The sequence below is a fragment of the Kribbella sp. NPDC049174 genome, from assembly GCF_043197365.1.
In the GTDB taxonomy this organism is placed as follows: Bacteria; Actinomycetota; Actinomycetes; order Propionibacteriales; family Kribbellaceae; genus Kribbella.
The window spans coordinates 215,301-238,928 of record NZ_JBICSZ010000001.1 but is presented as its reverse complement, the minus strand read 5'-3'; the positions used below and the strand labels follow the sequence as shown (position 1 = coordinate 238,928).

General features: G+C 68.1%; 30 protein-coding genes. 16 read left to right on the top strand and 14 right to left on the bottom strand.

Going from position 1 to position 23,628, the window contains the following annotated elements:
* Positions 1-10: 10 nt before the first annotated feature.
* Positions 11-679 carry a hypothetical protein gene (locus ACGFIF_RS01165; protein WP_393150076.1) on the bottom strand — a complete coding sequence of 223 codons (669 nt, stop codon included), beginning with the start codon at positions 677-679 and terminating at the stop codon, positions 11-13.
* Positions 676-1,170 carry a hypothetical protein gene (locus ACGFIF_RS01160; RefSeq protein ID WP_393150074.1) on the bottom strand — a complete coding sequence of 165 codons (495 nt, stop codon included), beginning with the start codon at positions 1,168-1,170 and terminating at the stop codon, positions 676-678. Before ACGFIF_RS01160 ends, ACGFIF_RS01165 begins: the two co-directional genes overlap by 4 nt.
* A 75-nt stretch (positions 1,171-1,245) precedes the next feature.
* Between ACGFIF_RS01160 and ACGFIF_RS01155 the strand changes: the two genes are divergently transcribed.
* A complete protein-coding gene (locus ACGFIF_RS01155; protein WP_393150072.1) occupies positions 1,246-1,554 on the top strand; it encodes a DUF6703 family protein in 309 nt (102 codons plus the stop codon).
* A 20-nt stretch (positions 1,555-1,574) separates the two neighbouring features.
* Here ACGFIF_RS01155 and eboE read toward each other — a convergent pair whose 3' ends face one another.
* On the bottom strand, positions 1,575-2,729 hold the full coding sequence (gene eboE / locus ACGFIF_RS01150; protein WP_393150070.1) for a metabolite traffic protein EboE: 1,155 nt from the start codon (positions 2,727-2,729) through the stop codon (positions 1,575-1,577).
* Between the two features lie 124 nt (positions 2,730-2,853).
* Positions 2,854-4,149 carry a YibE/F family protein gene (locus tag ACGFIF_RS01145; RefSeq protein ID WP_393150068.1) on the bottom strand — a complete coding sequence of 432 codons (1,296 nt, stop codon included), beginning with the start codon at positions 4,147-4,149 and terminating at the stop codon, positions 2,854-2,856.
* 52 nt (positions 4,150-4,201) lie between these two features.
* Here ACGFIF_RS01145 and ACGFIF_RS01140 point away from each other — a divergent pair, with 52 nt between their 5' ends.
* From ACGFIF_RS01140 to ACGFIF_RS01125, 4 genes are all read left to right on the top strand, one after another.
* A complete protein-coding gene (locus ACGFIF_RS01140; RefSeq protein WP_393150066.1) occupies positions 4,202-5,182 on the top strand; it encodes a metal ABC transporter substrate-binding protein in 981 nt (326 codons plus the stop codon).
* Entirely contained in the window at positions 5,179-5,934 is a 756-nt protein-coding gene (locus ACGFIF_RS01135; protein ID WP_393150064.1) for a metal ABC transporter ATP-binding protein, read from the top strand. Before ACGFIF_RS01140 ends, ACGFIF_RS01135 begins: the two co-directional genes overlap by 4 nt.
* Positions 5,922-6,935 carry a metal ABC transporter permease gene (locus tag ACGFIF_RS01130; protein WP_393150062.1) on the top strand — a complete coding sequence of 338 codons (1,014 nt, stop codon included), beginning with the start codon at positions 5,922-5,924 and terminating at the stop codon, positions 6,933-6,935. Before ACGFIF_RS01135 ends, ACGFIF_RS01130 begins: the two co-directional genes overlap by 13 nt.
* Positions 6,936-7,004: 69 nt before the next feature.
* On the top strand, positions 7,005-7,400 hold the full coding sequence (locus tag ACGFIF_RS01125; protein ID WP_393150060.1) for a Fur family transcriptional regulator: 396 nt from the start codon (positions 7,005-7,007) through the stop codon (positions 7,398-7,400).
* A gap of 9 nt (positions 7,401-7,409) precedes the next feature.
* Here the strand turns inward: ACGFIF_RS01125 and ACGFIF_RS01120 are convergent, their stop codons facing one another.
* Positions 7,410-8,024 carry a hemerythrin domain-containing protein gene (locus ACGFIF_RS01120; protein WP_393150058.1) on the bottom strand — a complete coding sequence of 205 codons (615 nt, stop codon included), beginning with the start codon at positions 8,022-8,024 and terminating at the stop codon, positions 7,410-7,412.
* A gap of 119 nt (positions 8,025-8,143) precedes the next feature.
* Between ACGFIF_RS01120 and ACGFIF_RS01115 the strand changes: the two genes are divergently transcribed.
* The 5 genes from ACGFIF_RS01115 (at position 8,144) to ACGFIF_RS01095 (ending at position 10,515) form a co-directional block, all read left to right on the top strand.
* Positions 8,144-8,770 carry a TetR/AcrR family transcriptional regulator gene (locus ACGFIF_RS01115; RefSeq protein ID WP_393150056.1) on the top strand — a complete coding sequence of 209 codons (627 nt, stop codon included), beginning with the start codon at positions 8,144-8,146 and terminating at the stop codon, positions 8,768-8,770.
* Between the two features lie 56 nt (positions 8,771-8,826).
* Entirely contained in the window at positions 8,827-9,315 is a 489-nt protein-coding gene (locus tag ACGFIF_RS01110) for a MerR family transcriptional regulator (protein ID WP_393150054.1), read from the top strand.
* A gap of 52 nt (positions 9,316-9,367) precedes the next feature.
* Positions 9,368-9,586 (top strand): aldo/keto reductase, encoded by a 219-nt coding sequence (locus tag ACGFIF_RS01105; RefSeq protein WP_393150052.1) that lies wholly within the window; start codon positions 9,368-9,370, stop codon positions 9,584-9,586.
* Entirely contained in the window at positions 9,526-9,936 is a 411-nt protein-coding gene (locus tag ACGFIF_RS01100; RefSeq protein ID WP_393150050.1) for an aldo/keto reductase, read from the top strand. Before ACGFIF_RS01105 ends, ACGFIF_RS01100 begins: the two co-directional genes overlap by 61 nt.
* 84 nt (positions 9,937-10,020) lie before the next feature.
* Entirely contained in the window at positions 10,021-10,515 is a 495-nt protein-coding gene (locus tag ACGFIF_RS01095; RefSeq protein ID WP_393150048.1) for a GNAT family N-acetyltransferase, read from the top strand.
* A 10-nt stretch (positions 10,516-10,525) separates the two neighbouring features.
* Here the strand turns inward: ACGFIF_RS01095 and ACGFIF_RS01090 are convergent, their stop codons facing one another.
* Positions 10,526-11,620, bottom strand: coding sequence for an S-(hydroxymethyl)mycothiol dehydrogenase (locus tag ACGFIF_RS01090; protein ID WP_393150046.1), 1,095 nt, complete (start codon positions 11,618-11,620; stop codon positions 10,526-10,528).
* Between the two features lie 153 nt (positions 11,621-11,773).
* Here ACGFIF_RS01090 and ACGFIF_RS01085 point away from each other — a divergent pair, with 153 nt between their 5' ends.
* Genes ACGFIF_RS01085 through ACGFIF_RS01070 form a run of 4 tightly spaced genes read left to right on the top strand, consistent with a single transcriptional unit; the run spans position 11,774 to position 15,346 of the window.
* Positions 11,774-12,652: an ABC transporter ATP-binding protein gene (locus ACGFIF_RS01085; RefSeq protein ID WP_393150044.1), complete on the top strand. Its 879-nt coding sequence runs from the start codon at positions 11,774-11,776 to the stop codon at positions 12,650-12,652.
* Entirely contained in the window at positions 12,649-13,458 is an 810-nt protein-coding gene (locus ACGFIF_RS01080; protein ID WP_393150042.1) for an ABC transporter permease, read from the top strand. Before ACGFIF_RS01085 ends, ACGFIF_RS01080 begins: the two co-directional genes overlap by 4 nt.
* A gap of 35 nt (positions 13,459-13,493) precedes the next feature.
* Complete coding sequence (locus ACGFIF_RS01075) at positions 13,494-14,705, top strand: histidine kinase (RefSeq protein ID WP_393150040.1); 1,212 nt, start codon at positions 13,494-13,496, stop codon at positions 14,703-14,705.
* Positions 14,702-15,346 carry a response regulator gene (locus ACGFIF_RS01070; RefSeq protein ID WP_393150038.1) on the top strand — a complete coding sequence of 215 codons (645 nt, stop codon included), beginning with the start codon at positions 14,702-14,704 and terminating at the stop codon, positions 15,344-15,346. Before ACGFIF_RS01075 ends, ACGFIF_RS01070 begins: the two co-directional genes overlap by 4 nt.
* Positions 15,347-15,370: 24 nt before the next feature.
* Here ACGFIF_RS01070 and ACGFIF_RS01065 read toward each other — a convergent pair whose 3' ends face one another.
* The 4 genes from ACGFIF_RS01065 to ACGFIF_RS01050 all read right to left on the bottom strand — a co-directional run bounded on the left by ACGFIF_RS01065 (position 15,371) and on the right by ACGFIF_RS01050 (position 18,196).
* Positions 15,371-16,204, bottom strand: coding sequence for an isoprenyl transferase (locus ACGFIF_RS01065; RefSeq protein WP_393150036.1), 834 nt, complete (start codon positions 16,202-16,204; stop codon positions 15,371-15,373).
* Between the two features lie 198 nt (positions 16,205-16,402).
* On the bottom strand, positions 16,403-17,020 hold the full coding sequence (locus tag ACGFIF_RS01060) for a hypothetical protein (protein WP_393150034.1): 618 nt from the start codon (positions 17,018-17,020) through the stop codon (positions 16,403-16,405).
* Positions 17,014-17,604, bottom strand: coding sequence for a hypothetical protein (locus tag ACGFIF_RS01055; protein ID WP_393150032.1), 591 nt, complete (start codon positions 17,602-17,604; stop codon positions 17,014-17,016). The genes ACGFIF_RS01060 and ACGFIF_RS01055 overlap by 7 nt, the downstream gene beginning before the upstream one ends.
* A gap of 67 nt (positions 17,605-17,671) precedes the next feature.
* Positions 17,672-18,196 carry a hypothetical protein gene (locus ACGFIF_RS01050; RefSeq protein ID WP_393150030.1) on the bottom strand — a complete coding sequence of 175 codons (525 nt, stop codon included), beginning with the start codon at positions 18,194-18,196 and terminating at the stop codon, positions 17,672-17,674.
* Between the two features lie 1,272 nt (positions 18,197-19,468).
* Here ACGFIF_RS01050 and ACGFIF_RS01045 point away from each other — a divergent pair.
* Together ACGFIF_RS01045 and ACGFIF_RS01040 are read left to right on the top strand one after the other, a co-directional pair.
* Complete coding sequence (locus ACGFIF_RS01045) at positions 19,469-19,903, top strand: hypothetical protein (RefSeq protein ID WP_393150028.1); 435 nt, start codon at positions 19,469-19,471, stop codon at positions 19,901-19,903.
* Positions 19,869-20,648, top strand: a complete 780-nt coding sequence (locus ACGFIF_RS01040; protein WP_393150026.1) for a PIN domain-containing protein — start codon at positions 19,869-19,871, stop codon at positions 20,646-20,648. The genes ACGFIF_RS01045 and ACGFIF_RS01040 overlap by 35 nt, the downstream gene beginning before the upstream one ends.
* A gap of 5 nt (positions 20,649-20,653) precedes the next feature.
* On the opposite strand, the gene recO is transcribed toward ACGFIF_RS01040, so the two are convergent.
* The 4 genes from recO to ACGFIF_RS01020 all read right to left on the bottom strand — a co-directional run bounded on the left by recO (position 20,654) and on the right by ACGFIF_RS01020 (position 23,598).
* A complete protein-coding gene (gene recO, locus ACGFIF_RS01035) occupies positions 20,654-21,397 on the bottom strand; it encodes a DNA repair protein RecO (RefSeq protein WP_393150024.1) in 744 nt (247 codons plus the stop codon).
* Positions 21,398-21,409: 12 nt separating this feature from the next.
* On the bottom strand, positions 21,410-22,234 hold the full coding sequence (locus ACGFIF_RS01030) for an NAD(P)H-binding protein (protein ID WP_393150022.1): 825 nt from the start codon (positions 22,232-22,234) through the stop codon (positions 21,410-21,412).
* Entirely contained in the window at positions 22,231-23,220 is a 990-nt protein-coding gene (locus ACGFIF_RS01025) for an aldo/keto reductase (protein WP_393150020.1), read from the bottom strand. The genes ACGFIF_RS01030 and ACGFIF_RS01025 overlap by 4 nt, the downstream gene beginning before the upstream one ends.
* Positions 23,221-23,301: 81 nt before the next feature.
* On the bottom strand, positions 23,302-23,598 hold the full coding sequence (locus ACGFIF_RS01020; protein ID WP_393150018.1) for an SAV_915 family protein: 297 nt from the start codon (positions 23,596-23,598) through the stop codon (positions 23,302-23,304).
* Between the last annotated feature and the right edge of the window lie 30 nt (positions 23,599-23,628).

Below are 23,628 nucleotides of genomic sequence, written 5' to 3'. Positions count from 1 at the left end.
CCCACCCTATTCACCCCCACCCACGCCCAGGCCACCCGGTAGCCCCCGCCCGCCCGGGCGGGGCACTCCCCCGGGCCCACACGTCGGCAAGTCGCCGCCGGCCACCGTGCTCCGTTGGTGCGCGCGATGCGCTGCCACCCAATTGCAGTGGGCGCGACGAGGCGAGTGGTTGTTGGCCGCTCCAGGCGTGGGCGATCGCGCGTTTCGTGTCGAGCTCGGCCTGGCGGCTTGCCTGACTGCCACCGGAGTCGGCGGGGCGGTCGCCGAACGTGTTCAGGCCAGGCTGACGGTCGTTTGGGTGACGGTCCAGGCGGGCGCAGACGTGGGCGTAGATGTTGTTGGAGCCTTGGCGCGGTTTGATTGCCAGGAGCTCGCGCCGTGGCAACTCCCCCGGCGCACCGGGGCCGATTTCCCGGAACACCAGACGGTGATCAGGCTTCTGCTCCGGATCCGACTGCACGTATCCGACCACACAGTCCCGGAGATCGCCCTTCCCGGGCTCATACCCCAACGCATGATGCCCGACGGTGCTACCGGAGCTGAGCTGATCGATCTGCCGCAGGACCTGCTGTCGCAGGAACACCTTGCCGGGATCGCGCCGGGCGTCAGCCGCCAGCCGTCGCAGGTCGTCGACGAACTTGTCGGTGAGCAACAGCTCGTAACCCGAAGGGCTGCTCACGGCTTGTTGCCTTCACGGCGAATCTCCTCCAGGTCTTGAACAGCCTCCGGCCCCATCAACTCCGCGATCTCGTCCAGGTTCAGGGGGCGGCTGCCTGGCAGAGGTTCAGTGGCATACGTGCGGACCGTGGGGTCGTCGACCACACCAGGCGGTGGTTCGTCGTCGCCACGCAACTGTCGGTACTGCGTTGTCGACAGGATCACCGCCTCCGGCTCGCCCGACTCGCCCCAGACGACCGGCCCGCCAGACCCCGCGCGTGCGGCGTCCACCACAGCCGCCAATCGCTCCGCCAGTTGCTCAGGCTCGAGCACGTCCGCGCCGACGGCGAACTTCGCCTCGCCGCCGAGGTCTTCGAACTCGTCGTACGTCAGCAGCACGGCATCGGGCGCGCCCGCGCCGAAGCTGAAGGCACGCGTGCGGCCCGCGCGGAAGCGCGCCAGGACGGCGGGCAGGTCGGCGCGGATGTCGTCTACGGAAGGCAAACCGGTCATGCCCTGAATCTATTGGTTTCCGCGCCACCGGGTCCGAAGTTATCCACAGCTCCGCGTGCCTGGAACAATAGGAAGATGAGTTCCCCGAGCAGTCAGCCGGTGAGCCCGCTGAGGAAGCGGATCACCAAGTTCAGTTACCCGTACGTGGCGAAGCTGCACGGGATGCCCCGACTCACCCTGCCCGGCATCACCTTGGTCCTGGCGTTGGCCGGAGTCCTCGCTCCGGTCCCGGTCGCCGTCCCCGCACTGGTCGTCCTCGCCCTGCTGCTGGCCTGGCTCGGCTTCCTGTCCTGGCCCGTCGTCGGCACCGGCGCCCGCTTCATCCGGATCTTCTCGATCCTGATCATCCTGCTCTTCGCGGTGTCACGGGTCGCCAGCGGCTGAGCCGAGTTGGTCGTCGCGAATCAGCCTGAGACTTCCTGGAGGCCCAGTGCGGTCAGGCGATGGCGCAGCCAGGTCAGCTCCTTGGCGATCTTCTTCGCCAACGTCTCGGGGGTCTTGGGCTTCCGCGACCAGGCGTACGTCTCGGACTCGAGGTGATGGGTGAGCGGCTGACCGCAGCCGACCAAGCGAGTCAGGCAGTCCTCGAGTACGGCGTTGGTGCCGCTGAGCGGATCCGGCAGCGCGCAATAGGCCGGGACGTGGGCGTGCATCCGCCACGCCGCATGTCCGGACAGCTGGTAGGCCAGCTCCACGTCGTCGACACCAGGCCCGCACCACTCCCGGACCTGACGCAGGTACTTCGGGTCGCCGAGCTCGGCAAGTCGCCGCCGGGCAGCGGTGTCGGAGGGATCCACGAGCTGTGGAGCCGCCGACAGTTGCGCCTTCACCACATCCACGCCGGCTCGCCACAACGTCTCGAACGCATAGTCGGGCTCCTCGAACTGCACGGCGAGGTGACACGTGTCGAACCCCAGTCCGATCCGCGACGCACCGGCGTACGGGCTCGCGTAGCGACTCAGCCACCCGGCGGCCTGCGGGATCATCTCCAGCACACAACCCGGTTCGGGTTCGACGGCGACCCGGATCTTGCGGCCGGTGCGCTGCTCGGTCCGCTCCAGATGCCAGTCGAGTCGCTCGAACGCCTTCTGCGCGGCCTTGTCGCGCGCCTTCGACCAGGGCACCCGCCAGGCCAGCGGGATGGTCGAGATCGATCCGTACGGCGCATCGCGCGGAAGCAGCACGGCGAGTACGTCGACCAGGTCGAGGGTGTAGCGCAGTCGCTCGGGCTCGGTCCAGTCCGGGCAGTAGAGCTTGGTGCCGATGACCTGGTCCTTGAACGCCGAGTGCGGGATTCCGTTGAGCGTAACGACTTCCAGCTGGTTGCGAGTGAGTGCGCGGCGCAGCTTGTTGACCGCGGCCGGCGAGTTCGCCAGCCGGTCGGCCAGCGGGCTTGCGAACCACAGTCCGACGCCGAGCAGCGGTACGTCCAACTCCTGGCGGACCAGCGATGCGCAGCCGTCCAGCCCGGCGATCACTCCGTCGAGGTCCTCGGCCGGGTGCACGGTGGCGCTGTAGCCCAGATGGACGGTCGACCCGTCCCGATGCCGGAATCTCATCCGACCTCCTCACCCCGTCAGCCACAGAAAGTGGTGAAGGGCGGACTTTCTGTGACTCTAATACGCACTGTAGAAGGTGAAGCGACTCGCTGTGAAGGCCTGATTCCCTTTTGTGACAAGGGTTTTAGGCGGTGATGTGTTCCGGTTCGGTGGTGACCAGCTCACGGGAACGGTCCGCCACGGCCATGGCCGCGAGAGCGGTGGTCAGCGGCACGGCGGCGATGATCCCGAGGCTGCCGACCAGGCCGCGAACCACCTCCATGGCCACTGTTTCGGTGGAGAGCACGTACTGTCCGGGCAGCCCCTGGATGGCGAAGGTGATCAGGATCGGCAGCGAGGCACCGGCGTACGCCAGGACGAGGGTGTTGACCACCGAGGCGACGTGGGTGCGGCCGATCCGGAGGCCGGCGCCGAACAGTTCGCGGCGGCTCGCCGTCGGATTCGCGGCGGACAGTTCCCAGACTGCGGCGGCCTGGGTGACCGTGACGTCGTCGAGTACGCCGAGCGCACCGATGACCATCCCGGCCACCAGCAGCCCGGTGAGATCGAGATCGGGCGCGAACTGTTTGGCCGCGGACGCCCCTTCGGACGCGAGCCCGCTCAACTGGCAGAACTTGGTGAAGAACCAGCCCAGCGCCACCGTCAACCCCAGCGCCGCGATCGTGCCGGACAGGGCGATCGAACTCTCCGCGTTGATCCCATGGGTGAGGAGTAACGCGACCGCCATGATCACCGTGCCACCGACGACCGCGACCAGCAGCGGATTGGACCCCTTCAGGATCGCGGGCAGGATGAACTGGGTCAGCATCACCGCCGTGACGGCCAGCGCGATCAGCGCCGCGAAACCTCGCCAGCGCGACAGCGCCACGACCGCTATCGCGAAGATCAACGCCAGTACGAGCAGCGGCTTGGTCCGGTCGTGGTCGACGTACTGGTACCGCTCGGCGATCGTCTTCGCGTCGGTCTGGACGCCGAGCATGACGGACTGTCCGACCTCGACCGGGATCGCGACCTGACCCGTCTTCGGCACCGCGACCGGCGCCAACTGGCCCTTGTCCGCGCCGGTGGTCAGTTTGACGGTCGCCTGGTCACACTGATCCTTCTGGTCGGCGCACGGCTTGATCGCCGTGACCTCGCCGCGGGCGGTCTCGGTCTGGTACGACGTGACCTTCAGGCCACCGCCCGGCCACATCACCACCATCGCGATCAGGGCGGCCGCGATCAGCGGGATCAGGACCGCGGCGACCACTATCCGGACGCGCCGGGCGACGATCGCGTCCGAGTCGACCACCGAGGTGTCGACCACATGCTCGCCGTGCCCGTGGCCGTGACCATGCCCGTGACCTGCGGGAATGTCGAGCCCGCGGCGACGGTTGGCCCGGTGGTCGGCTCGTCTGCGTCCAACGTTGCGGCTGGCCATCGGTCAACTCCCTGTTTTGACAACCAGTTCCGATTAAATGAAAATGATTGTCATGAGATCTAGTACTCGTGCTGTCGTCGCCGGCGCCACCGCCCTGGCCGCCGCCTTCACCCTGGCCGGATGCGGCGGCGACAACGCCGCCAGCGGCTCCGGTGGCGACAAGCTCGACGTCGTCGCATCGTTCTACCCGCTCGAGTTCATCGCCCGGACAGTGGGGGGTGACGCGGTGAACGTGACCACCCTGACCGCACCCGGTGTCGAGCCGCACGACCTCGAGCTCACCCCCAAGCAGGTCGGCGAGATCGCCGGCGCGAAGCTGGTCGTCTACGAGAAGGGTCTGCAGCCCGCGGTCGACGAGGCGGTCGAGCAGAACGCCAGGGACGCCGGTTTCGACATCGCCCCGGCGGCCAAGCTGGAGGCGACCGGCGCCGACTTCGAGGAGCACGAGGAAGGCGAGGCCCACGCGGAGGAGAGCAGCACCCCGGTCAAGCCCGCCGCGTACGCCGACGAGGCGCTCGACCCGCACTTCTGGCTGGACCCGGTCCGGTACGCCGGCGTGGTCCAGGCTGTGACCGACAAGCTGGTCGAGACCGACAGCGCCAACGCCGAGGGGTACAAGGCCCGGGCCAAGACCCTGCTCGGCGAGGTCGGCACGCTCGACTCCGAGTACAAGACCGGTCTGGCGAACTGCAAACTCAAGACGTTCGTGACGAGTCACCAGGCCTTCGCGTACCTCGCGAAGCGGTACGGTCTGACGATGGTCGGCATCGCCGGGTTCACCCCGGATGCCGAGCCGACCCCGGCCCGGATCAAGGAGGTCCAGGACATCGTCAGGAAGCAGGGAGTGACCACGATCTTCTACGAGGAGCTGGTCAGCCCGAAGGTGGCCGAGACGATCGCCCGGGACGTCGGCGTCAAGACCGCCGTACTGAGCCCGATCGAGGGCCTGTCGGACGCCAACTCCCAGGAGACCTACCTGACCCTGATGCGGGAGAATCTGCAAGAGCTCCGGAAGGCGAACAGCTGCGCGTGACACCACAAGACACTGCTGGGAAGGCCGTCCAGGTCGCCGATCTCTCGGTCGACCTGGGCGGTCGTCTCGTGCTGCGGGGCGTCGATCTCCAGATCCGCCAGGGCGAGGTGGTCGCCATCCTCGGCACCAACGGCTCCGGCAAATCCACCCTGATCCGGACCGTGGTCGGCCTGCTGCCCGCGGCTCGTGGCGAGGTCCGGCTCTTCGGTACGCCGGTGCCACGCTTCCGGCAGTGGCAACGCGTCGGGTACGTTCCGCAACGCATCACCGCGGCCGGCGGCGTACCGGCGACTGTGGCTGAAGTGGTGTCGTCCGGACTGCTGTCCAAGCGGCGGCTGTTCACCCCGCTGCGGGCCGCGCAGAAGCAGGCGATCGACGAGGCGCTGCAGGTCGTGGACATGGCCGACCGGCGCAAGGATGCGGTCGCTGAGCTGTCCGGTGGGCAGCAGCAGCGGGTGCTGATCGCACGTGCGCTGGTGTCCGACCCGGAGCTGCTGATCCTCGACGAGCCGACGGCCGGGGTCGACCTGGCCAGCCAGCAGATCTTCGCCGACGCGATCCGCGAGCGGGTCGCGCGCGGCACCACCGTGGTGATGGTCAGCCACGACTTGGGCCCGATGGACGCTCTCATCGACCGTTCCGTCGTCCTGCGCCGCGGCCGGATCGTGTACGACGGCCCGCCGCACGCGTCGCAGACCCACGCACACGTCCACCACTCGCACGGTGGCGACGAACCGGGATGGTTGTCGTGACCCTGTTTGAGCTGGAATTCATGCAGCGGGCGCTCATCGCCGGTCTGCTCACCGGCCTCTCGGCACCCGCGATCGGGACCTACCTGGTCCAGCGCCGGCTGTCGCTGATGGGCGACGGCATCGGCCACATCGCCATCACCGGTGTCGCCCTCGGCCTGCTCACCGGGACTGCTCCGGTCCTCACTGCGATCGTTGTCGCCATCGCCGGTGCCACCGCGATCGAGCTGGTCCGCGCCCGCGGCAAGGCCAGTGGTGATGTAGCCCTCGCACTGCTCTTCTACGGCGGTATCGCGGGTGGCGTGCTGCTCATCGGTCTGGCCGGACAGGGCGCCGCCACACTGAACACTTATCTGTTCGGCTCACTGACCACGGTGTCGCCGAGTGACCTGTACGTCGTCGTCGGGCTGGCTGTCGCCGTACTGGTGGTGGCGATCGGCCTCGGACCGCAGTTGTTCGCGGTGTGCCAGGACGAGGAGTTCGCTCGAGTCACCGGGCTCAGGGTGCAACTGCTGAACCTGGTGATCGCTGTGATGGCTGCTGTCACTGTGACGGTGGCGATGCGGACAGTGGGGTTGCTGCTGGTCAGTGCGCTGATGGTTGTGCCGGTGGCGACGGCGCAGCAGATCACGCGGTCGTTCCGCAGTACGTTCGTTACGGCCTGTGGGATCGGTGTTGCGGCATGTCTGGCCGGCATCATCACGTCGTACAACGCGAACGTGGCTCCGGGCGCGACCATCGTCGTACTGGCGCTGGCTGGGTTCGTGGTGGCGGCAACGGTCGGGACACTGATCCGGCGGCGGCAGGGCCGGGTCGCACCGCTCGCCGACGAGGAGCCCGAGGTCGGCGTACCCGCGCCCGAGCCCCACGTGGTGAGCGCCGGGCACCCGCACACGCACAACCCGCAGTGCGGCCACACGAAGGTCGAGCACGGCGACCACGTCGACTACGTGCACGACGGGCACCTGCACGCGGCCCACGGCGACCACTGGGATGAGCACTAGATTGTTGACTTCTGAGAGAATTGGCGGGGTTACCGGGAAAATCACGGTGACGGAGTGACAGGAGGAACGGTGGCCATCGGAACACGCTCGACCCGTCAGCGCGCGGCGGTCGCGTCCGCGCTCGACAATCTCGACGACTTCCGGACCGCCCAGGAGATCCACCAGGAGCTCCGGGCCGCGGGCGAGGCCGTCGGCCTGACCACCGTCTACCGCACCCTGCAGGCGCTGGCCGACTCGCGTGAGGTCGATGTACTGCGCACCGCCGACGGCGAGACGGCGTATCGGCGCTGCTCGAAGGGACACCATCACCACCTGGTCTGCCGCAACTGCGGCCGCACCGTCGAGGTCGAGGGACCGGCGGTGGAGCGCTGGGCGGACAAGGTCGCGGCCGAGCACGGCTACGCCGACATCAGCCACACGCTGGAGATCTTCGGCACCTGCGCGGAGTGCCAGAAGGTCTCCTGACCAGGGCGGTCAGGTCCCGCGGACCGAGGCCATGAACCGCTGGTACCGGCGGCGCCCGATCAGCCACCAGACACCCTTGACCGGGGCCGGCAGGTTCGCCAGCATCCGGGCAGCTTCGTCGGGATGGGCGGACTCGAGGAGCTCCCCCATCGCGGTGAACCGCTGGTGCGGCTTGAACTTGCTGAACGCAACCTTCCCGAGGCGGTCCCACTCCGCCTGAGTCACATGCACCGCGATCAGCGGCACCACGTCACGCTCCTCCTCCCCGAGATGCTCCGCGAGCCGGGTCGAGATGGTCTCGAGGGCCGTGGCGAGCGACTCCGAGGCGGCTGTGGTGGGCGCAGTCTGCCAGGCCGCCAACTCGCCGCGGGCTGTCTCGACGGCATCGTGTACGCCGACATGCTGCTGCTCCATGCGGTGGATCAGAGCGGCTGACAGGCCGGCCCGCTCGAGCAGGACGGGCCAGAGCAACTCGTCCTCGGTCGAGTGATGGGCGTGCAACCCGTCGAGCTGAAATCCGATGTACTCCGCCACGGCAGCGGCTCGGGACTCCGCGCCCGCGGCCACCACATGGTCTCTCGCCTGCTCGAACCCCCGTTGGATCACGCGGTGGATCAGGGCCATTTCCCAGGGATCCGACGCCGTCACGGCACTGCTCGGTGTAACCATTCTGTTCCCCCATTTGCTCTTACCCATTCACTAGTGATTGTCACTAGTGAATGACTACTGCTAGTTTGGGTCGGGTGGCGAAGGCTGTCAACACACCGAAGCGCACCCGGCGCGAGCAGGCGGCCGCGACCCGGGAACGGATGATCCGGGCGGCGATCGAGGTCTTCTCCGAGGCGGGCTACGCCGGTGCGCGGATGAACGACATCGCCACCAGGGCCGGCGTTGCCGTGCAGACCGTGTACTTCACCTTTCATACCAAGGCCGAACTGCTGCAGGCGTGCTTCGACCACGCTGTGCTCGGACCGGACCGGCTTCCCCCGCTGGAGCAGCCGTTCCTCACCGATCTCGCCACGGCGGAGTCCGGCCGGTCGGCCTTGGCCGCCTTCGTCCGGGGCAATACCGCGATCCTGACTCGGGTCGCGGCCATCAAAGAGGTCGCCGAGTCGGCGCCGCACGAACCTGACGCCGCCGCCGTGGTCGAGCGCACTGAAGCGTTGCGTCGCCAGGGCCTGGGGCAGATCGTCGAACTGATCGCCGAGCAGTGGGGGCTGCGGTCCGGTCTGGACGTCGCCGAGGCGACCGACCTGCTGCTGATGCTCTCCTCGTCCGGCCCGTACCTCACGCTGCGGCGCTACGGCTGGACCGAGGAGACGTACGCCGCCTGGCTGACTGAAACGCTCGCCCGGGATCTGCTCGCCTGAGCGTGCTCCAGGTCACCTTTGCCTTTGAGCGCGCTCGAAGGCGTACGGTCGAAGACATGAACACGACCAGCATCCTCACCACTCCCGAACGGCGGCAGGCCTTCGTCGATCGCTACGAGGTGCCGCTGCTGACCCCGCTCGATCCCGAGCTGCTCCGGCTGCTGGAGCTTCCTGACGACCTGTCGGAGCGACTCAGCATCGCGGAGGCGGCCGAGGTCACCGGGCTGACCGCCCACACGCTGCGGTACTACGAGCGGATCGGACTGGTCCGCGTCGGTCGGGACCAGTCCGGCTACCGGTACTACGACCGGCAGGCGCTGGCCCGGATCGTGTTCATCACCAGGCTGCGGCTGTCGGACATGCCGATCAGCACGATCAGCCACTACCTGGAGCTGGTCGAGCAGGGCGAGGAGACCGCACCGCAGCGGCTCGCCCTGATGGAGGAGCACCGGGCGACGATCCAGCGGCGGCTGCGCGAACTGCAGGCGGCGCTGGCGGTGACCGACTACAAGATCACCACGTACGGCGGTCACGCCACTCCGTAACGACCAGCACCGCGCGGATCCCGCCGTACCGATCGAGGAAACCGTCGCGGCGATGGCTTCGCTGGTGGAGGCAGGGAAGGTCCGGTATCTCGGGTTGTCGGAGGCGTCGGCGGACACGATCCGGCGTGCGCACGCCGTCCACCCGATCACCGCGGTGCAGAGCGAGTGGTCACTGTTCAGCCGTGACATCGAGGAGTCGGTGCTGCCGACGTGCCCCGCGAGCTCGGCATCGGGATCGTGCCGTACTCGCCACTCGGGCGCGGGATGCTGACCGGCGCCGTACCGCGGAACCTCGCCGCTGACGACTATCGGCGGACCCTGCCCCGCTTCACGGGCGACAATCTCGACGCCAATCTGGCGCTGGTGGAGGAGATCCGGTCGGTTGCCGCCCGCTACGAGGCGACGCCCGGTCAGGTCGCGCTCGCCTGGGTTCTTGCTCAGGGCAACGACGTTGCGCCGATCCCGGGAACGAAGCGGCGCAAGTACCTGGAGGAGAACGCGGCGGCTCTCGAGGTCGTGCTCTCCGACGATGATCTGGCGGCGTTGTCGAAGCTGACGCCGGTGGGTACGCGGTACCCGGACATGACCTGGGTCGACCGGAGTACTGCACCGCTCGGGTGATAAACTGCTCCGCAGTAAGCCTTCCGCTGCCCGCGGGAGGCTTTTCTGCGTTCTCATCCCCTTTCTCTCGTTGTGAGGAGACCCATGTCTGATCTCGTCGTACGGCGTGCCGGTGAGGCCGATCGGGTGGTGCTGGAGCGGTTGTGGCTGATGTTCCGGCACGACCTGTCCGAGTTCCAGGGGCAGTTGCCGCGGCCGGACGGGAGCTACCGGAGTGAGCGGCTCGAGTCGGTGCTGGCGGGTGATCCGGACTGGGCGGGCTATCTGTTCCATACCGGGGAGAGTCCGGTCGGGATCTCCTTCGTGCGCGCGTTGACGCAGTCGGTGCGGGTGATGAACACGTTCTTCATCGTCCGGCCGGCACGGCGGAGCGGGTTCGGGCTGCGTGCCGTTCAGGAGGTCATCGCGCAGCATCCTGGGCAGTGGGAGGTGCCGTTCCAGGGGAACAACGCGACGGCGGTGCACTTCTGGCGGCGGGTCGCGACCGCTGTGTCCGGCGACGCGTGGTCCGAGGAGACGCGGCCGATCCCGGGCGATCCCGGCGCGACGCCGGACGTGTGGATCTCGTTCCAGGCTTAGTGTTTCGGCGTTAGAACAGCACCACCGAGCGCAGCACGTCGCCGTGGTGCATCTTGGCGAACGCGGCCTCGACCTCGTCCAGCGCGATCGTCTCGGAGACGAAGCGATCCAGCGGCAGCCGGCCCTGGAGGTGGAGATCGATCAGCAGCGGGAAGTCGCGAGTCGGTAGGCAGTCGCCGTACCAGCTCGACTTCAGTGAACCGCCGCGGCCGAAGAAGTCGAGCAATGGCATCTCGAGCGTCATCTCCGGGGTCGGTACGCCGACCAGGACGACGGTGCCGGCCAGGTCGCGGGCATAGAACGCCTGCTTCCACGTCTCCGGCCGGCCGACGGCGTCGATCACCACATCCGCGCCGAACCCACCGGTCAGCTCCTGCACGGCCTCGACCACTCCGTCGTGGTCCAGGCCCTTGGAGTTGATCGTGTGGGTCGCGCCGAGCTCCTGGGCGGTGGCGAGTTTGCGCTCGTCGATGTCGAGGGCGATAACCTTCGCGGCGCCGGCGAGCCGGGCTCCGACGACGGCCGCCGTACCTACGCCGCCGCAGCCGATGACGGCGACCGAGTCACCGCGGCCGACGTTGCCGGTGTTGATGGCGGCGCCGAGGCCGGCCATCACGCCACAGCCGAGCAGTCCGGCCACCTCAGCCTTGGCGGCCGGGTCCACCTTGGTGCACTGACCGGCCGCGACCAAAGTCTTCTCGGCGAACGCGCCGATGCCGAGCGCCGGTGACAGCTCGGTGCCGTCAGCAAGAGTCATCTTCTGCTTGGCGTTGTGCGTGCTGAAGCAGTACCACGGCCGACCGCGCAGACAGGCGCGGCAGTTGCCGCAGACAGCCCGCCAGTTCAGTACGACGAAATCGCCTGGCTGGACGTCGGTGACGTCGGCGCCGACCGACTCCACGATGCCGGCCGCCTCATGACCGAGCAGGAACGGGAACTCGTCGTTGATGCCGCCCTCGCGATAGTGCAGGTCGGTATGGCAGACGCCGCACGCCTGCACCTTCACCACCGCTTCCCCCGGTCCGGGATCCGGGATCGTGATCTCCTCGATCGAGACCGGCTGACCCTTAGCCGCCGCCACCACACCACGCACCGTCTGAGCCATGCCCCGACGCTACCGGCGCACCCACTGTCCCGTCAGCCCTTCCGGGCGTGGCGCATTTTCTGGTGGTTGAGGTGGCTTGTCCACCGGTTGGGGGACAGCGAGTCATCCGGGTGGTGCTCCCGGGGACGGTCGGGTGGGCGGGAGGGTTGAGGCATGGAGACAGATGAGGCTGTGAGGGTCCGGGGGCTGGTGAAGCGGTACCCGGACAAGGTGGCGGTGGACGGGGTGGACCTGGACATCCATCGGGGTGAGGTGTTCGCGCTGCTCGGGCCGAACGGGGCCGGCAAGACGACGACCGTGGAGATCCTGGAGGGGTATCGCCGGGCCGACGAGGGTGAGGTCAGCGTGCTGGGCGTCGAGCCGGCTCGCGGCGACCGGTACTGGCGGGCGCGGCTCGGGATCGTCGCCCAGACCTCCCGCGACGAGGCCGAACTGTCCGTCGCCGAACTCGTGCACCACTTCGCCGGCTACTACCCGGCACCGTGCGACCCCGACGAGGTGATCGCCTCGGTCGGCCTGTCGGAGAAGCGCAAGACCCGGACGCGGAAGCTGTCCGGCGGCCAGCGCCGCCGCCTCGACGTCGCCCTCGGCGTGGTCGGCAATCCGGAACTGCTGTTCCTGGACGAGCCGACCACCGGTTTCGACCCCGAGGCCCGCCGGCAGTTCTGGACCCTGATCGAGAGCCTGCGCACCGCGGGCACCACAATCCTGCTCACCACGCATTACCTGGACGAGGCCGAGCACCTGGCCGACCGGGTCGGCGTGATCGCCGACGGCCGCATGGTCGAGGTCGCGACCCCCGAGACACTCGGCGGGCGTGGCGCCCGGACCGCGCGGGTCTCCTGGCTGTCCGCGGACGGGATGCGCGAGATCCGCACCGACGAGCCGACCGCGGAGGTGGCCCGGCTGATGGCGCAGTACGGCGGTGAGGTGCCGGAACTCGAGGTACGGCGGCCGAGCCTGGAAGACATCTACCTGGAACTGATCGGAGCGGCCGCGGCCGCTCCGGCACTGGAAGGAGCTGTGCGGTGAGCGTCGTCCTGCCGTCGCCGATGAAGATCGGCCTGTCGCGGACCAGTCTGGAAGTGAAGCAGTTCTTCCGGGAACGAGAGCAACTGATCTTCACCTTCTTCTTCCCGATCATCTTCCTGGCCACCTTCTCCGCCGTGTTCAGCGGCACCGACTTCTCCGGCGGGGTCACCGCCGCCACCTACTTCACCCCCGGGATGATTGCCTCCGGCATCTTCCTGACCAGCTTCCAGTCACTCGCCATCACGATCGCGATGGAACGGGACGAGGACCTGCTGAAGCGGCTGCGCGGTACGCCGATGTCGCCGCAGGCGTACTTCATCGGCAAGATCGGGCTGGTCCTGGTCACCTCGATCCTGCAGTTCGGGCTGCTGCTCGCGATCGCCGGTCTGCTGCTGGGTGTCGACATTCCGACCGAGCCGGTGAAGTGGCTGAACTTCGTCTGGATCTTCGTGCTCGGCACGGCGTCCGGGTCGGTGCTGGGGATCGCGTTCTCCGTCGTACCGAAGTCGGCCAAGGCCGCGTCCGCGGTGGTCACGCCGGTCGTCCTGCTGCTGCAGTTCATCTCCGGGGTGTACTTCGTCTACAGCAGCCTGCCGGCCTGGATGCGGACGGTCGCGGAGTTCTTCCCGCTGAAGTGGCTGGCCCAGGGCATGCGGTCGGTATTCCTGCCGGACGGTTTCGAGGTGAACGAGCCGGGTGGGTCGTGGCAGCTCGGACTGGGCGCTCTGGTGCTGTCGGCCTGGCTGGTGGTCGGTCTGCTCGTCGCGCAGCGCGTCTTCCGGTGGACCCGCCGGGACGCGGGCTGATTGTCGACAATCGGCAGTAGAGGAAGATGGTGGCCGTGGAACCGACGCGGGTGGACGAACCGATCTGGATGCGATGGCTGATCGGGTGGCACATCGTGTTCTGGGTGCTGCTGGTGATGACGCTGGTCGTCTCGTTCTCGGCGGACCTCAGCACGGGTCGCCGGATTGTCTACGCGAGTGCGGTCCTGCTGGTCGGGCTGGCGTACCAGTTCGTCGGCAAGCCCGCGATCACCTCGCGCCGGCAGCTTCCGGCGTACGCGTATCGGATCGTGCTGATCGGATGCTTGATGGTGCTGGTCGCGTTGTACCCGCCGTCGGTCTTCCTGATGTTCATTGCCTCGGCCCAGATCTGGCTGCTCTGCGAGCGGGTGCGCGAAGCCGCGGCACTCAGTGTGCTGCTGGTGTTCGGCGTCGGCTCCGCGCAACTGTGGAGCGCTGGATGGGGCTGGGACGCGTTCTGGGAGATCCTGCCGTGGATGGCGGTCAGCCTGGTGGTCAGCCTGCTGTTCGGGATCTGGATCGAAAAGATCATCACGCAGAGCGAGCAGCGGGCCGAACTGATCGCCCAGCTGGAGTCCGCTCGGGACGAGCTCGCCGAGGCGCACCACAGTGCCGGTGTGATGGCCGAGCGGGAGCGGATGGCGCGGGAGATCCACGACACGCTCGCGCAGGGTATGACCAGCATCGTGATGCTCGCGCAGACGGCCGCGGTCGAGCTGCAGCGCGGCGGGACCGATGGAGCCGCGGCCCGGTTGGCGGCGATCGAGGACACGGCGCGGGAGAACTTGGCCGAGGCGCGTGCGTTGGTTGCCGCATTCACCCCAGTTGTGCTGTCCGAGGCAACGTTGGCCGAGGTCCTGCGCCGGCAGGGCGAACGCTTCGCTGCCGAAACGGGCGTCGACGTACAGGTGTCGCTCGACCTGCCGGACGAGGAGGTCGCCGCGCTGCCGCAGGGTCAGCAGGTGGTGTTGTTGCGGTCCGCCCAGGAAGCGTTGGCGAACGTTCGGAAGCACGCGGGGGCGACGCAGGTCCAGATCACGTTGGGGATCTCGGACGGCGGGGTGTGGATCGAGATCCGGGACGACGGTTCCGGGTTCACGCCGGGTGCGTCGGAGGCCGGCTACGGGCTGGCGGCGATGCGGGGGCGGGTCGAGGAGTCGGGCGGTTCGGTGCAGGTGGAGAGCGCACCGGGTCGCGGTACCCGGGTGCAGGTGCTCGTCCCTGCTGTCGCTGAGGAGGATGTGTGATTCGGGTTCTGGTGGTCGACGACCATCCCGTCGTGCGGTCGGGGCTGATCGGGATGCTCGCGGTGACCGACGACATCTCGGTGGTCGGCGAAGCGGGTGACGGCGCGGAGGCTCTCGCGCTGGTGGAGTCGACCACGCCGGACGTCGTACTGATGGATCTGCGGATGCCGCGGATGGACGGGGTGTCGGCGACTGGGGCGATCGTGTCCGGGTACCCGTCGACCCGGGTCCTGGTGCTGACGACGTACGACACGGACACCGACATCCTGCACGCGGTCGAGGCCGGTGCGGCCGGCTACCTGTTGAAGGACACGCCGCATGCGGAGCTGCTGGACGGGATCCGCGCCGCGGCTCGTGGTGAGACCGTCCTCGCGCCACCGGTCGCTGCCCGGCTGATGTCTCGCTTGCGTACGCCGGTCGCGCCGCAGGCGGCTCAGCCGTCGCCTCGCGAGCTGGAGGTCCTGGCGGCGGTCGCGCGGGGGCTGAGCAACGCGGAGATCGGGCGGGAGCTCTTCATCGGCGAAGCGACCGTGAAGACGCATCTCCAGCGCTTGTTCACCAAGCTGGACGTCGACGACCGCACTCGGGCGGTGACGGTCGCGATGGAACGCGGGCTGCTTCCCAATCCTCGTACTCGCTGAGCGGGTTGGCTGCGGCCGGCTGGGCTACTGGGCGACCTCGTTGGGGATCGCGCCGCCGTAACGCCGGTCGCGCTGGGCGTAGATCTCGATCGCGCGCCACAGGTCGCGGCGGTCGAAGTCGGGCCAGAGGGTGTCGAGGAAGACCATCTCGGCGTACGCGAGCTGCCAGACCAGGAAGTTCGAGGTCCGCTGCTCTCCCGACGAGCGGACGAACAGGTCCACCTCGGGGATGTCCGGTGCGTACAGGTGCCGGGCGATCGTCTGCTCGGTGATCCGGTCGGGCTTGAGCTTGCCGGCGGCAACATCACGCGCGATCGACCGCATCGCGTCGGCCAGCTCCGCGCGACCGCCGTAGTTCACACAGAACTGCAGCGTGATCGTGTCGTTGTGCTTGGTCCGCTCCTGCGCGTGCTCCAGCTCGTCGATCACGCTCTTCCACAACCGCGGCCGGCGCCCCGACCACACCACCCGCACGCCCATCGCGTCCAGCTCGTCGCGGCGCCGGTGGATCACCTCCCGGTTGAACCCCATCAGGAACCGCACCTCTTCGGGCGACCGGGCCCAGTTCTCGGTCGAGAACGCGTACGCCGAGATGTACTTCACCCCGATCTCGATACCGCCCTTGATCACATCCAGCAGCGAGGCCTCCCCCGCCTTGTGCCCCTCGGTCCGCGGCAGCCCCCGCTGCTTCGCCCACCGCCCGTTCCCGTCCATCACGATCGCCACATGCCGAGGTACCAACTCCCCCGGAATCCCCGGCGGCCGAGCCCCCGAAGGATGCGGATCCGGCGCCACCACCACCTTCTCCCCACCCCGCGGCCCCTCAACCAACCCCCGACGACGACCAATAGGCGACATGCCAGCAGTCTCCCACCCACCAAAACACCCCCCACCGGGAGGTGAGCTGCCTTGGTCGGACAGCGGCAGGCACGCGACTTCGGCCGGTGCCGCCCGCCGGGAACGGGAACCTACCGGAGGTCGGTCACGCGGCGCGGCGCAGAACGGCTGGCGGCGGCCCGACCAGCGCGAGGACGCGAAACGCGACGAGCTTTGGGGTCAGCATTTGCCACCCTTCCTGCTCTGCGGGTAGTCGGCTTTCCAACTGCCTTGGAGGCGGCGCATCCGCATCTCGTCGATGACCTGCGTGGGAGTCCCCGGTAGCTTGACACTCTTGCCGTTGGCGTCGACAGCTGTGGCATGCGAGGCATCGACACACGCTCGGAGCGTCATGTCATTGATCTGACCAGTCGCATCCGGCTTCCCTACGGTCAGTGGCGTGACCCACATGACCCGCTGACGGCCAACACTGTGCCACCTCCTACCTCGGAACGTCGCCGCCTGGTTCAACTCCGCGCCGAGCATCACCCCACTGGCGTACTTCTTCAACTCGGTGACGTTCACACCGCCGCTGGCGTAGGCGACATCGGTTGCCGCGACGAACTGGCGGTAGGCATTGGAGGCCGCCGAGACGGCGGCGGTCTGCGCCGACTCTGTCGGTGTTTCGGTCGGCGACGGTGTCGCGATCGATGGCGTGAAGGGTGCTGGTTCGGGGTTGTTGCTGGTGCAGGCGGGGACGGTGGCAGCGACCGCGGCCGCAAGGGCTACTGAGGCCGGCCACCTGAGCATTGAGAGGGGTGTCGGCCGACTGATGATCCCGATCAGCGCGGTCAGCACTGTGCCCCCTGGTTTTTGCCCTTGACGACCTTCCAGCCACCTCCGATGAGCTGCAGATCCCGGGTATCCAGCCACCGAGTCGGCGTACCGGCCGGTCTCACACTCTTCCCAGCCGAATCGACGGCCTGAGTCTTCGACGTGTCCAGACACGCTTGAACTGTCGCCGTGGTGGAGGCCCCGGCAATCGCCCCACCCACCTTGACCGGCTTGACCCAGATGATCTCGGTGGTCCCAATGGCCCTGATCTTCCGGCCGCGATAGTTCTCAGCCTCGATCTGGGAGACGCGGAGCTCGACGCCGGCCGCCACCGACGGAAGGTTCTTCACGTCAGTCCCACCGCTCGCCATCATCGCATCGGTCACATTGATGTAGCGGCGGTAGGCCGCAACGGCTGCGGCGCCGGCCTGCGCCGACTCAGTCGCCGGAGTTGAGGCGCTGCTGGCCGGGGTCGTTGAGGGAGTGGATGGCGGAGGCTCGGAACCGTCGTTCGTGCAGGCGGGGACGGTTGTAGCAACGGCGGCCGAAAGGGCTGCTGTGGCTAGCCGCCTGAGCATCGGGGACCTCCGCGGGCCGTGCGTGAACATGACGGCATGCAACGCTTCCACCCGTTCGGTTGCTGCAAGTCCAGTTGCGGGTGGCGGGGCCGAACATCTAGGGGCATGGGCGGGGTTGGGGTTGGGCGGTGGCTTCGCCGCCGTCCGGGGCGACGAGCACTGGGCGCAGGTCGGTGACGCGGAGTGGGACCGAGCGGCTGAAGTTGAGCGGGATGTCGCCCTGCATGCCGCCGCCGGTCCAGTGGACGTTCCAGTAGGCGGTCGCGGTGACCTGGAACTGGCCGCTCTTCTCGCAGCGGGAGGTCTTGCGGTAGGTGTGACCGCAGGTGGGTGAAGCGGGGATCTCCTTCAGGGACTTGCCTTCAGCGTCCGCCTTCGTGAACGGCGTACCGGCTCCCTTGCAGGAGACCACGTCACCGGCCCCCATCGACCACTCGATCCGGTCGACGGTGCCGACCGCTTCGATGGTCACACCCCCGAGCGTCGCCTGCTTGCTCAAGGGACCTGTCGTGTTCTCACCCGGATCGGTGATCCACATCCAGATCGGCACATTCACGATGCCCTCACGCGTCGCGCTCTGTACGTACGGCGAGAGACCGAGCTGCGGCGCCACGAACGTCATCGACTCCACAACACGCTGAGCCGCCACCCTCGGATCAATCGTCTCCGGCTCCCCCGGCGGCCGAATGACAGGTTCGAACCTCTCGATCCCCTCTGGCCTACCATCGACCACATCTACCAGAACCCAGCACCGGTAGTACTTGGTCCCCGGCGGATAGTCGCTAGCCGAATGGAACATTGAAACCAGCGTGGCCGTCGGCGTCAGATAGCACCCTGAAGCTGCGTCCCAGAAGCCGTTCTCCGTCCGACACGGGATCGCCTTGCCCTCGAACACACACCCCGACTGCCCGACTTCCTTCGTCCCAGGTTGCCCCTTCCCGGTGGCGGGCGGCGTGGTTGTCTGATTGGTCAGCGAGATTCGGCACAGACCGGCGATCAGATCCCAATCGCATTTCGGGCCTGCGGGGCTGGGCGTCTGTAAGCCAGGAGTCACCTCCGGCACCATCGGTAAGCCTGCCAGCAAGCTCACCGTCGCAAGCGCCGCGGTCAGCACTGTGCCCCCTGGTTCTTGCCCTTGACGACCTTCCAGCCACCTCCGATGAGCTGCAGATCCCGGGTGTCCAGCCAACGAGTCGGCGTACCGGCCGGCCTCACACTCTTCCCAGCCGAATCGACGGCCTGAGTCTTCGACGTGTCCACACAAGCCTGAACGGAAGCTGTAGTGAACGTCCCAGCAACCGCCCCGCTCACCTTGACCGGCTTGACCCAGATGATCTCGGGGATCCCGATGGATCTGATCTTCCGGCCGCGATAGTTCTCAGCCTGAATCTGGGAGACGCGAAGCTCAACGCCAGCTGTAACCGTCGGGAGATTCTGCACCTCGGTGCCGCCGCTCGCTGTCATCCCATTGATCACCTGGATGTACCGACGGTAGGCAGCAACGGCTGCGACGCCGGCCTGCTCTGACGCACTGGCTGTGGTTGGCGTACTGCTCGCCGGAGTGCTTGAGGGAGTGAACGGTGGCGGTTTGGGGTTCTCGGTGGTGCAGGCGGGGACGGTGGTGGCGACTGTGGCTGTTAGGGCTGCTGTGGCTAGTCGCCTGAGCATTGGGGACCTCCGGGACCGTACGAGGGCTACTGAGAGTGCAACTGTTTCATACGTACGGTCCTCGGTGGGGTGAGTTATCCACAGGGTGCAGGTTGTTGCAGGGCGGCATCCCGGGAGCCAGCTTCGGGTCGGGGAACACGGTCCGGTGTTGGTTGATTCCGATGACTCTCAACGCGCCGCGCCAGGCAAAAGGGCCTGCTGAGGGACGGGCCATAAGCTCTGGGGCATGGACGTATTGCCGAGCCAGTCGGAGATCTTTCTGTTGTCCGGGGACGACAGGCGGCTGGCTGCTGGCGGGCCGGCGCTGGTCGGGGCAGATGGAGCGAGGTACGAGGTACCGCCGAAGGTGTTCGAGGCGCTGCGGTTTGTCGAGGAGGCCATGCGGCAGGGGTTCGCTGTGAAGGTCACCGCGCTGCGGCACGAGCTGCCGATCGACGAGGCGGCCGCTGCGATCGGGATGGGGAGCGACGACTTGCGGGCGTACGTCGGCGAGGGCGCGATCCCGTTCCGGTCGACCGAGTATGTCGACTGGGTACGGCTGGCCGACGTACTCGCCTTCAGCGAACGGCTGCGGAAGCGGCGGCGGGAGGCTCTCGACGAGATGCTGAGCGAGTCCGACTACGACGATGACGACGCAGCTGACCCGGGCGATGACAGGTAAGACCGCGATGCCACCGCGGCGGGCGTTCCTGGACGCCAATGTCCTGCGCGGCCATCTGCAAACGGATGTCCTGCTGACCCTGGCAGATCTAGGCGCCTTCCAGCCGCGGTGGTCCGCGGAGGTGCTCGACGAGGTACGCCGGAATCGTCCGCCCAGGTTGTCGGAACAGGCCATCGACCGTCGCCTGAACCAGATGAACCGCGCGTTTCCGCAAGCCATGGTCACGGGATACGAGCACCTCGAGCCCGAGATGCAGGCTGATGCCAAGGACCGGCATGTGCTGGCCGCGGCCGTGCAGTCGACGTCGACAGTCCTGGTGACCGAGAACGTCAAGGACTTCCGGCCGCCGACGACCGGCCCGCACGCGATGCCGGTCGAGAAGACATCACGCTTCCTGAACCGTCTCCTGGAGGACAACCACCAGCTGGTGATCGTCGCTATGAACGAGATGATCTCCCGCACCGACCGGGAGCCGAACACGATGTCGGCACTCATCGACAAGCTGGCTTCGCGGCACGACCTCAGGTCGTTCGCGCAGAACCTGAACTCGGTGGTGGAGCCGGAGCATCGAGGCACGCATCCCGGCCTGGCGCGCGGGCGCACGGCGAAGTCTGCGCACTCCGTTGCCTTCGACGAGGTGGCGCCGCCGACCGGGGCTGCGCACGCACCTACCGAGTCGCCCGAGGCCCGGACCTCCCAAGCAGAGAACCAGGACAAGGACAGAGGCTCGGACCGCGAGGCGTGATGCCGTCAGGTGGTTCCTGGTGTCAGGTCCAGGTGGGGTAGGGAGCGGAGTTGGTGGTCTTGGTGGTAGGTGAAGAAGGCGGCTATGAGGCCGGTGGCTTCTCGGCGGGTTCGGGGGTCGGCTTGGAGGGCGATGGGCCAGTCGCCGGTGAGGAGGGCTGCCAGGTGGGTGACGGTGGCTGGGGCGGGCATGGCTGAGGCTGGGGGGCGGCAGGAGGTGCAGACCATGCCGCCGCCGGCGGGGTTGAAGGCTCGGTGGGGGCCGGGTTCGCCGCAGCGGGCGCAGTCGTCGAAGGAGGGGGCGTAGCCGGAGATGGCCAGCGAGCGGAGCAGGAAGGAGTCGAGGACGAGGGCGGGTTCGCGTTCGCCGGAGGACAGGACGCGGAGGGCCCCGGCCAGCAGGAGGTGCTGCTGGGTGGCGGGTTCCTTCTCCTCGACGACGAGGCGGTCGGCGGTCTCGAGCAGGACCGTGCCGGTGGTGTACCGGGCGTAGTCGCCGACGATTCCCTCGCCGTACGCCGCGATCGAGACGGCCTGGGTGACGACGTCGAGGGTGCGGCCGGTGGCGAGTTGCAGGTCGACGTGGCTGAACGGCTCGAGCCGCGCGCCGAAGCGGGACGACGTCCGGCGAACGCCTTTCGCGACGGCGCGGATCTTGCCGCGGCTGCGGGTCAGCAGCGTGGCGATCCGGTCCGCTTCACCCAGTTTCTGGGTGCGCAGCACGATCGCCTCATCCCGGTAGAGCGGCACCCCACCAGTCTCTCACCTGCGGGCGACATACTCCTCGAGGCTGGTCGGCGGGCGGCCGGTGATGTCCTCGACAGCGGAGGTGACCGCACTCAACTCCCCGCTGGCGATCGCGGCGTACGACGTGACCCAGCCGGCCACCTCCCAGGAGGGAGCGCCGTACACCTCGCGGGACCGGTACGCCTCGTCCAGCGTCTCCGCCTCGTAGCGGACCTTTCGGTCCCAGGCGGCGGCCAGTACGGCGGCCGCCTCGGCCAACGTGAAGGCGGTCGGGCCGGTCAGGTCGTAGACAGCGCCGGAGTGACCCGGGTCCACCAGAACCCGGGCCGCTACCGCCGCCACGTCGTCGCGGGCGACCGCGGCCACCCGCCCATCGCCCGCCGGTCCACGGATCACGCCGTCCTCACCGACGTACCCGGTCACGAAATCGAGGTACAGGTTGTCGCGCAGGAAGGTGAAGTCGACGCCGAGGGACCGGATGTGTTCCTCGGTGTGCCAGTGGTCGCGCGCGAAGGTGAACGTCGCCCCCGGCGACGCGCCGATGAACGACGTGTAGACGATGCGTCGCACACCGGCCGCCACCGCGGCATCGACCGTCGCCTTGTGCAAGGCGATCCGATCCGCCGACTCCGTTGCACTGAGCAACATCAGGGTCTCGACCCCGTCCAGGGCCTCGGCGAAAGCCTCTTCGCCGTACGCCGCCTGCACGACCTCCGCAGCCGGCAGGTCCAGCGCCCGCGCGGGATCGCGAACGATCAGCCGCTGCGGTACGCCGGCCTCCGCCAGCAGGCGGGCGATCCGGGAACCGAGCTGACCGGTGGAGCCGGTGAGACCGATCACTTGCCCACCAGGTCCATCCCACCCTGAGTGTACCGCTGCCCGGACACCGCTTCCGGCGGGAACGCCTCGTCCAGCGCGGCCAACTCGTCCGCGGTCAGCTCGACGTCCACGGCACCGAGGTTCTCGGCCAGGTACTTGCGCCGCTTCGTGCCCGGGATCGGCGCCACGTCGTTGCCCTGAGCAAGCAGCCAGGCGAGCGCCAGCTGACCGGCCGTGACCCCCTTCGACGCGGCCAGCTCCCGCACCTTCTCGACCAGGTCGAGATTGCGCTGGAAGTTCTCCCCGCTGAACCGCGGCAGCCCGCGCCGCATGTCGTCCGGCTCGAAGTCGTCCGGCGACTTGAGCTGCCCGGTCAGGAAGCCGCGACCGAGCGGGCTGAACGGGACGAACCCGACGCCGAGCTCACGCAGCGTCGGCAGTACGACGGTCTCCGGGTCGCGCGTCCACAGCGACCACTCGCTCTGAACGGCGCTGATCGGATGGACGGCGTGCGCGGCCCGGACCGTGTCGCCGTTGACCTCGGACAGCCCGAGGTGCCGGACCTTGCCGGCGGCGACCATCTCGCCCATCGCGCCGACGGTCTCCTCGATCGGAACCTGCGGGTCGCGCCGGTGCAGGTACCACAGGTCGACGTGGTCGACACCGAGCCGCCGCAGCGAGGCGTCGAGCGCCTGCCGCGCGTACTCCGGGCTGCCGTCGACCACGTTCGGCAGGGCGGTGCTGCTGGCCGGCTTCTTGAAGCCGAACTTCGTCGCCAGGACCACCTGGTCGCGCCGGCCGGCCAGCGCGCGGCCGACCAACTCCTCGTTGGCGCCGTCGCCGTACACGTCGGCGGTGTCGATGAAGGTGCAGCCGGCGTCGATGGCGGCGTGCAAGGTGGCGATGGACTCGGCCTCGTCCGTCGTCACACCGTAGGACTGGGACATCCCCATACAGCCGAGGCCGAGGCAGGAGACGTGCAGGTCACCGAGCTTCGATTCACGCATACCCCCGAACCTACCGTCGTTACCCGTTGCTGTGGGCAAGACCCTCCCGCGGTCACGGTCAGTGACCCCGGCGACTGCACGCTAGTGGACGAAGGCCGGCTGACGTGGGTACGGCGTCCGCGACCGGACATCGGGGCCGACGAGGACCGGGTCGAGCTGGATCCTGGTGACGCCGAGCGGCGCCAGGAGTTCGCGCAGCGCGTCCTCTGACAGGCGCAGCCACTGCTGACGTGGTCCGGTCGCGGCGCGCAGCAGCGCGAGGGTGGTGAAGGCGATGCCGACCTTGGGGCCGTCGGGCAGCCGGCCGGTCTGCAGGACGGCGACACCATCGGTCGATCGAACGGGGATGAACCAGTCAACGCTATGTCGAGTGCTCACACCATCGACGCTAGGCCGCGATCGTCGCCC

Coding starts and splice junctions, on each gene's coding strand:
- ACGFIF_RS01140 (WP_393150066.1), top strand. CDS start 4,202: ATGAGATCTAGTACTCGTGCTGTCGTCGCCGGCGCCACCGCCCTGGCC.
- ACGFIF_RS01095 (WP_393150048.1), top strand. CDS start 10,021: ATGTCTGATCTCGTCGTACGGCGTGCCGGTGAGGCCGATCGGGTGGTG.
- ACGFIF_RS01090 (WP_393150046.1), bottom strand. CDS start 11,620: ATGGCTCAGACGGTGCGTGGTGTGGTGGCGGCGGCTAAGGGTCAGCCG.
- ACGFIF_RS01130 (WP_393150062.1), top strand. CDS start 5,922: ATGGTTGTCGTGACCCTGTTTGAGCTGGAATTCATGCAGCGGGCGCTC.
- ACGFIF_RS01155 (WP_393150072.1), top strand. CDS start 1,246: ATGAGTTCCCCGAGCAGTCAGCCGGTGAGCCCGCTGAGGAAGCGGATC.
- ACGFIF_RS01160 (WP_393150074.1), bottom strand. CDS start 1,170: ATGACCGGTTTGCCTTCCGTAGACGACATCCGCGCCGACCTGCCCGCC.
- ACGFIF_RS01045 (WP_393150028.1), top strand. CDS start 19,469: ATGGACGTATTGCCGAGCCAGTCGGAGATCTTTCTGTTGTCCGGGGAC.
- ACGFIF_RS01050 (WP_393150030.1), bottom strand. CDS start 18,196: ATGACGTTCGTGGCGCCGCAGCTCGGTCTCTCGCCGTACGTACAGAGC.
- ACGFIF_RS01105 (WP_393150052.1), top strand. CDS start 9,368: ATGGCTTCGCTGGTGGAGGCAGGGAAGGTCCGGTATCTCGGGTTGTCG.
- ACGFIF_RS01145 (WP_393150068.1), bottom strand. CDS start 4,149: ATGGCCAGCCGCAACGTTGGACGCAGACGAGCCGACCACCGGGCCAAC.
- ACGFIF_RS01055 (WP_393150032.1), bottom strand. CDS start 17,604: ATGTTCACGCACGGCCCGCGGAGGTCCCCGATGCTCAGGCGGCTAGCC.
- ACGFIF_RS01040 (WP_393150026.1), top strand. CDS start 19,869: ATGACGACGCAGCTGACCCGGGCGATGACAGGTAAGACCGCGATGCCA.
- ACGFIF_RS01065 (WP_393150036.1), bottom strand. CDS start 16,204: ATGTCGCCTATTGGTCGTCGTCGGGGGTTGGTTGAGGGGCCGCGGGGT.
- ACGFIF_RS01110 (WP_393150054.1), top strand. CDS start 8,827: ATGAACACGACCAGCATCCTCACCACTCCCGAACGGCGGCAGGCCTTC.
- eboE (WP_393150070.1), bottom strand. CDS start 2,729: ATGAGATTCCGGCATCGGGACGGGTCGACCGTCCATCTGGGCTACAGC.
- ACGFIF_RS01025 (WP_393150020.1), bottom strand. CDS start 23,220: ATGCGTGAATCGAAGCTCGGTGACCTGCACGTCTCCTGCCTCGGCCTC.
- ACGFIF_RS01085 (WP_393150044.1), top strand. CDS start 11,774: ATGGAGACAGATGAGGCTGTGAGGGTCCGGGGGCTGGTGAAGCGGTAC.
- ACGFIF_RS01120 (WP_393150058.1), bottom strand. CDS start 8,024: ATGGCCCTGATCCACCGCGTGATCCAACGGGGGTTCGAGCAGGCGAGA.